Annotated in this window: 5 protein-coding genes; all 5 read right to left on the reverse strand. The window is 70.6% G+C overall.

From position 1 onward, the window contains the following. On the reverse strand, positions 1-3,155 hold a 3,155-nt coding region (gene carB / locus VOI19_RS10615), incomplete at its 3' end, for a carbamoyl-phosphate synthase large subunit (RefSeq protein ID WP_323792935.1). Between the two features lies 1 nt (position 3,156). Next, a complete protein-coding gene (gene carA / locus VOI19_RS10620; protein ID WP_323792936.1) occupies positions 3,157-4,368 on the reverse strand; it encodes a glutamine-hydrolyzing carbamoyl-phosphate synthase small subunit in 1,212 nt (403 codons plus the stop codon). Beyond that, positions 4,368-5,669, reverse strand: a complete 1,302-nt coding sequence (locus VOI19_RS10625; protein WP_323792937.1) for a dihydroorotase — start codon at positions 5,667-5,669, stop codon at positions 4,368-4,370. Before VOI19_RS10625 ends, carA begins: the two co-directional genes overlap by 1 nt. After that, positions 5,662-6,600: an aspartate carbamoyltransferase catalytic subunit gene (locus tag VOI19_RS10630; RefSeq protein WP_323792938.1), complete on the reverse strand. Its 939-nt coding sequence runs from the start codon at positions 6,598-6,600 to the stop codon at positions 5,662-5,664. Before VOI19_RS10630 ends, VOI19_RS10625 begins: the two co-directional genes overlap by 8 nt. After that, positions 6,597-7,205, reverse strand: coding sequence for a bifunctional pyr operon transcriptional regulator/uracil phosphoribosyltransferase PyrR (gene pyrR / locus VOI19_RS10635; protein WP_323792939.1), 609 nt, complete (start codon positions 7,203-7,205; stop codon positions 6,597-6,599). The genes VOI19_RS10630 and pyrR overlap by 4 nt, the downstream gene beginning before the upstream one ends. Positions 7,206-7,235: the final 30 nt, after the last annotated feature.

The raw sequence follows: 7,235 nt of genomic DNA on the forward strand, positions 1-7,235 counted from the left end.
CTGCCGCCACCGCCCGCGCCGTACGGCGTGTTGACGATCAGCTGGATCTCGCCGTCGTGAATGAGCTGGACGGTGGTCTTCTCCCCCGCCGGACCCGGTCCCTCGTAGTGCTTGCGCACCACCGTGGCCGCGACGCCGTTGCGACGCAGCACCTCGGCGGTGCCCTGGGTGGCGAGGATCTCGAAGCCGAGGTCGGCGAGCACCTTGACCGGGAAGATCATCGAGCGCTTGTCGCGGTTGGCCATCGAGACGAAGATCTTGCCGCCGGTCGGCAGCGGACCGAAGGCGGCGGCCTGCGACTTGGAGAAGGCGCGACCGAAGTCGTGGTCGAAGCCCATCACCTCACCGGTCGACTTCATCTCCGGGCCGAGCACGGTGTCGACCTGCGAGCCGTCGGCGGTGCGGAACCGGTTGAAGGGCATCACCGCCTCCTTGACCGCGATCGGCTGGTTGGCCGGCAGCGAGCCACCGTCGCCGGTGGCCGGCAGCAGCCCAGCGGCGCGGACCTCGGCGACCGACTCGCCGAGCATCACCCGAGCCGCGGCCTTCGCCAGCGGGGTGCCGGTCGCCTTGGAGACGAACGGCACCGTGCGCGAGGCACGCGGGTTGGCCTCGAGCACGTAGAGGATGTCGGAGCCGAGCGCGAACTGGATGTTGATGAGACCGCGCACCCCGACACCGCGGGCGATCGCCTCGGTCGCGACGCGGATGCGGCCGATCTCGTGCTCGCCGAGCGTGATCGGGGGCAGCGCGCACGAGGAGTCGCCGGAGTGGATGCCGGCCTCTTCGATGTGCTCCATGACGCCGCCGAGGAAGAGCTCCTCGCCGTCGAAGATCGCATCGACGTCGACCTCGACCGCGTCGTCGACGAAGCGGTCGACGAGCACCGGCGCCTCGCGGCTGATCAGTCCGGCCGCGACGTACTTCTCCAGGTAGGCCTCGAGGGCGTCGTCGCCGTAGACGATCTCCATGCCCCGGCCACCGAGCACGTAGGAGGGACGCACGAGCACCGGGTAGCCGATCTCGCGCACGATCTGCAGCGCCTCGGGATACGACGTCGCGGTGCCGTGCTTGGGTGCCACCAGGCCGGCCTCGGCCAGCACGCGACCGAAGGCGCCACGCTCCTCGGCCAGGTCGATGGCGTCGGGCGACGTGCCGACGATGGTGACGCCGTTGGCCGCGAGGCCCTGGGCGAGGCCAAGCGGCGTCTGCCCGCCCAGCTGGCAGATGACGCCGGCGATCGGGCCGGCCAGCGACTCGGCGTGCACGATCTCCAGGACGTCCTCGAGCGTGAGCGGCTCGAAGTACAGCCGGTCGGAGGTGTCGTAGTCGGTCGAGACCGTCTCGGGGTTGCAGTTGACCATGATCGTGTCGTAGCCGCCGCCCGGCAGGCTCGGGTCGGTGAGCGCCAGCGAGGCGTGCACGCACGAGTAGTCGAACTCGATGCCCTGTCCGATGCGGTTGGGCCCGGAGCCGAGGATGATCACCGCCGGACGCTCGCGCGGGGTCACCTCGCTCTCCTCGTCGTAGGAGCTGTAGTGGTACGGCGTGGCCGCAGCGAACTCGGCCGCGCAGGTGTCGACGGTCTTGTAGACCGGGCGGATGCCGAGGGCGTGGCGCACCCCGCGCACGACGTCGGCCGACATCCCGCGGATCTTGCCGATCTGGGCGTCGGAGAAGCCGTGCCGCTTGGCGCGACGCAGCAGGTGCGGGGTGAGCTCGGGGGCCGCGGTCACCTCGGTGGCGATCTCATTGATCAGCACCAGCTGGTCGACGAACCAGGGGTCGATCTTGGTGGACTCGAAGATCTCCTCGGCGGTGGCGCCGGCACGCAGCGCGTCCATCACCTTGCGCAGGCGACCGTCGTGCGGGACGGCGATCTCAGCGAGGAGGGCGTCCTTGTCGAGGTCGACCCACTCCTGGTGCCAGTCGAAGACGGCGTCCTTGCTCTCCAGGCTGCGCAGCGCCTTCTGGAGTGCCTCGGTGAAGTTGCGGCCGATCGCCATCGCCTCACCGACCGACTTCATGTGCGTCGTCAGCGTCGGGTCGGCGGCCGGGAACTTCTCGAAGGCGAACCGCGGGATCTTCACGACCACGTAGTCGAGGCTCGGCTCGAAGCTGGCCGGGGTCTCGCGGGTGATGTCGTTGCGGATCTCGTCGAGGGTGTAGCCGATCGCGACCTTGGCGGCGATCTTGGCGATCGGGAAGCCCGTCGCCTTGCTGGCCAGCGCGCTCGAGCGCGAGACGCGGGGGTTCATCTCGATGACGATGAGGCGCCCGTCGGCCGGGTTGACGGCGTACTGGATGTTGCAGCCGCCGGTGTCGACGCCGACCGAGCGGATGATGCCGATCGCGAGGTCGCGCATCGCCTGGTACTCACGGTCGGTGAGGGTCATCGCGGGCGCCACGGTGATCGAGTCACCGGTGTGGACGCCCATCGGGTCGACGTTCTCGATCGAGCAGATGATCACCACGTTGTCGGCGGTGTCACGCATGACCTCGAGCTCGTACTCCTTCCACCCGATGATCGACTCTTCCAGGAGGACCTCGGTGGTCGGGCTCGCGGCGAGGCCGGCGCCGGCGATGCGGCGCAGGTCGTTCTCGTCGTAGGCCATGCCGGAGCCGGTGCCGCCCATGGTGAACGACGGGCGCACCACCATCGGGTAGCCGAGCTCGTCGGCCGCGCCCAGGCAGTCGTCCATGGTGTGGCAGATGACCGACTTGGAGCACTCGCCGCCGAGCTCCTCGACGATCTTCTTGAAGACCTGGCGGTTCTCGCCGCGGTCGATCGCCTCGATGGAGGCGCCGATCAGCTCGACGTCGTACTTCTCCAGGATCCCGGCCTTGTCGAGCGCCATCGCGGCGTTGAGGGCGGTCTGGCCGCCGAGGGTCGCCAGCAGCGCGTCGGGGCGCTCCTTGGCGATGATCATCTCGACGTACTCCGGCAGGATCGGCTCGACGTAGGTGGCGTCGGCGAACTCCGGGTCGGTCATGATCGTGGCTGGGTTGGAGTTGACCAGGATGACCCGCAGCCCCTCCTCCTTGAGCACCCGGCACGCCTGGGTTCCGGAGTAGTCGAACTCGCAGGCCTGGCCGATGACGATCGGGCCGGACCCGATCACCATGACCGACTTGATGTCCTCGCGCTTGGGCATGTCAGTTTCCTCCGGTGGTCGAGGTGCGAGCTGAGCGAGGCTCGGAACCCCGTGCGGACATCAGGTCGACAAAGCGGTCGAAGAGGTACGCCGCGTCGTGGGGGCCGGCGGCTGCCTCCGGGTGGTACTGCACCGAGAAGCTGAGCAGGGCCTCGCTCTCGGCGTCGCGCAGCTCAAGGCCCTCCACGACGTCGTCGTTGAGGCACACGTGGCTCACCGTCGCCACGCCGTACGGCGTCGTGGTCGAGCCCTCGAGGGGGGCGTCGACGGCGAAGCCGTGGTTGTGGGCGGTGACCTCGACCTTGCCGGTCGTGCGGTCCATCACCGGCTGGTTGATGCCGCGGTGGCCGTACTTCAGCTTGTAGGTGCCGAAGCCGAGCGCACGCCCGAACAGCTGGTTGCCGAAGCAGATGCCGAAGTAAGGCAGCCGGCGCTCGAGCGCGCCCTGGAGCACCTCGACCTGCTGGGTCGTCGCGGCCGGGTCACCGGGGCCGTTGGAGTAGAACAGTCCGTCCGGCCCTCCAGACCCCGGCTCGCCGACGGCGAGGATGTCGTCGAGCGTGGACGTCGCGGGCAGCACGTGCACCTCGATGCCGCGCTCGGCCATCCGGTAGGGGGTCATCGTCTTGATGCCGAGGTCGAGGGCGGCGACGGTGAAGCGCTTGGTGCCGACGGCGGGCACGACGTAGGTCTCGTCGGTGGAGACCTCGCTGCTGAGCTCGGCGCCGCTCATCTCGCCCGAGGCGCGCACGCGCGCCAGCAGGGCCGACGGGTCGGTCTCGGTCGTGGAAATGCCCACGCGCATCGCGCCGCGCTCGCGCAGGTGGCGGGTGAGGGCGCGGGTGTCGACGCCGGAGATGCCGACGATGCCTTGGGAGACCAGCTCGTCGTCGAGGGACCGCTGCGAGCGGTGGTTGCTCGGCACCCGGGCGGGGTCGCGGACGACGTACCCGGCGACCCAGATGCGCGAGGACTCCGGGTCCTCGTCGTTCACGCCGGTGTTGCCGATGTGCGGCGCGGTCATCACGACCACCTGGCGGTGGTAGGAGGGGTCGGTGAGCGTCTCCTGGTAGCCGGTCATGCCGGTGTTGAAGACGGCCTCGCCGAAGGTCTCCCCCGTGGCGCCGTAGGCGTCGCCGGTGAAGGTGCGGCCGTCCTCGAGCACGAGCAGGGCCGGGGCGGACGGGCGGGTGGGGCGGGTGGTCGCGGGCATCAGACCAGCTTCCCTTCCAGGACGGTGGGGACGCCGCGCAGCAGCGTCGAGTGAACGGCGGCACCGAGGGTGCGCCCGTGCCAGGGGTTGTTGCGGGAGAGCGACACCGAGGCGTCGCGGTCGACGGTGAGCGTGGCCGAGGGGTCGACCAGCGTGAGGTGGGCGGGCTGACCCACGGCGAGGTCGCGGCCGTGGTCGGTGAGAGAGGCGATCCGTGCCGGGTTGGTCGACATCACGCGGGCGACGCCGGCCCAGTCGAGCAGGCCCGAGTCGACCATCACCTGGGCGACGACGGGCAGCGCGGTCTCGAGGCCGAGCATCCCGAAGGCCGCGTCGACGAACGCGTGCTCCTTGTCGTGGCGCGCGTGCGGGGCGTGGTCGGTGGCGACGGCGTCGATCGTGCCGTCGGCCAGCGCGGAGCGCAGCGCCTCGACGTCCTCCTGCGGACGCAGCGGCGGGTTGACCTTGTAGGTCGGGTCGTAGCCGCCGTTCTCGGTGGCGAGCAGGTCGGTGGTGAGGAGCAGGTGGTGCGGGGTCACCTCGGCGGTGACGTCGATGCCCAACGACTTGGCCCAGCGCAGCACCTCGACGGTGCCGGCGGTGGAGGCGTGCGCCACGTGCACCCGGCTGCCGGTGTGACGAGCCAGCATCACGTCGCGGGCGACGATGACCTCCTCGGCGACCCCGGGCCAGCCCGGGAGTCCGAGGCGACCGGACAGCTCGCCCTCGTGGCAGCACGAGGTCGGCCCGGCCAGGTCGGGGTCCTGCGCGTGCTGGCTGACCACGCCGCCGAACGCCTTGACGTACTCCAGCGCGCGCCGCATGACGCGCGGGTTGGCCACGCAGCGGCCGTCGTCGGAGAAGACGGTGACGCGGGCGCGCGAGCGGTGCATCAGCCCCAGCTCGGCGAGCTCCTCGCCGCCCAGTCCACGGGTGACCGCCCCGACCGGGTGGACGTCGACGATGCCGGCGTTGCGTCCGAGGTCGAGCACGCGCTCGGCGGCCTCGGCGGTGTCGGTGACGGGGCTGGTGTTGGCCATGGCCAGGACGGCGGTGAACCCACCGACCGCTGCGGCCTGGGAGCCGGTGCGGATCGTCTCGGCGTCCTCGCGGCCCGGCTCGCGCAGGTGCGTGTGAAGGTCGACGAGTCCCGGGAGCGCGACGAGTCCGTCGGCGTCGATGACGCGTGCACCGGCCGCCGAGACCGTGCCGATCTCGGTGATGACGCCGTCCTCGACGAGGAGGTCGGCGGTGGTGGCCCCCAGCAGGGAGGCCCCCTTGACGATGAGCTTGTCAGTCATTGTTCGACCCCTCTCCGGCCAGCAGGTGGTTCAGGATCGACATCCGCACCGCGAGCCCGGCCGAGACCTGGTCGAGCACCAGCGACTGCGCAGCGTCGGCGGCGTCGGCGGCGATCTCGAGGCCGCGGTTCATCGGCCCGGGGTGACAGATCGGGACCTCGCCGCCGAGGGTGGCGAGACGGTCGCGGGTCAGGCCGTAGCCGACGGTGTATTCACGGGCGCTGGGGAAGTAGCCGCCGCTCATCCGCTCGCGCTGCACGCGCAGCATCATCACGGCGTCCGCGCTGAGCAGCACCGCGTCGAGGTCGTACGACGTCGCGAAGCCGACCTGCTTGGACCAGGCGTCGACACCGCTGGGCATCAGCGTCGGCGGGGCGACGACCGTGACCTGTGCGCCGAGCTTGGTGAGGCAGAGCACGTTGCTCCGGAAGACCCGGCTGTGGGTGAGGTCGCCGACCAGGACGACGTGGCGTCCCTCGAGGCTGCCGAGGCTGCGCTGGAGCGTGTAGGCGTCGAGCAGCGCCTGCGAGGGGTGCTCGTGGGTGCCGTCGCCGGCGTTGATCACGGCGGCGTCGATCCACTGGCTCACCTGGAGCGCCGAGCCGCTGGCGGCGTGGCGCATCACCACGGCGTCCACCCCCATCGCGGCGATGGTGCGCACGGTGTCGCGCAGGCTCTCGCCCTTGGACGCCGAGCTGCCCTTGCCGGTGATGTTGATCGTGTCGGCCGAGAGCCACTTGCCGGCGATCTCGAAGGACGACCGGGTGCGGGTGGAGTCCTCGAAGAACAGGTTGATGATCGTGCGGCCGCGCAGGGCGGGCAGCTTCTTGACCTGCCGACGCTGGACGTCGTGCATCTCGGCGGCGGTCTCGAAGAGGGTCGCGATGTCGTCGGTGGTGACGTCGTCGATGGAGAGGAGGTGCTTCTTCATGCCTGCTCCCCCGCTCCGGAGGCGATCCACACACCCTCGACGTCGTCGACGTCGAGCAGGCGCACCAGCACGCGCTCGGCGCGAGCGCTGGGGAGGTTCTTGCCGACGTGGTCGGCGCGGATCGGCAGCTCGCGGTGGCCGCGGTCGACGAGGACGGCGAGGCGCACCACTGCGGGGCGGCCGATGTCGTTCATCGCGTCCAGGGCTGCGCGGACCGTTCGCCCGGAGTAGAGGACGTCGTCGACGAGCACCACCGTCTTGTCGTCGATGCCGCCGGGCGGCATCGCGGTGTGCTGCGGAGCCCGCGCGGGGTGCTTGCGCAGGTCGTCGCGGTACATCGTGATGTCGAGCGCGCCGGTCGGGACGTCGACGCCCTCGACCTCCTTGATGCGCGCGGCGATCCGGCGAGCGAGCGGGACCCCGCGACTCGGGATGCCGAGGAGCACCAGGTCACCGGCGCCCTTGTTGCGCTCGAGGATCTCGTGGGAGATGCGGGTCAGGGCCCGGGTGATGTCACGGGCGTCCAGGACCACACGGCTCTGGTCGGGACTCTGGTCGGGCTGGACGAGGGTTGCGGCCTCGTCGGGGGCAGGCTGGGCACACACGAGTGCTGCCGGACCTCCTTCTCCGCCTCA

Origin of the sequence: Nocardioides sp. (assembly GCF_034670285.1) — a bacterium.
Classification (GTDB): Bacteria; Actinomycetota; Actinomycetes; order Propionibacteriales; family Nocardioidaceae; genus Nocardioides.

Bases quoted from the DNA above. Each gene is read 5' to 3' on its own strand.
- VOI19_RS10630 (WP_323792938.1), bottom strand. From the start codon at position 6,600: ATGAAGAAGCACCTCCTCTCCATCGACGACGTCACCACCGACGACATC.
- carA (WP_323792936.1), bottom strand. From the start codon at position 4,368: ATGCCCGCGACCACCCGCCCCACCCGCCCGTCCGCCCCGGCCCTGCTC.
- VOI19_RS10625 (WP_323792937.1), bottom strand. From the start codon at position 5,669: ATGACTGACAAGCTCATCGTCAAGGGGGCCTCCCTGCTGGGGGCCACC.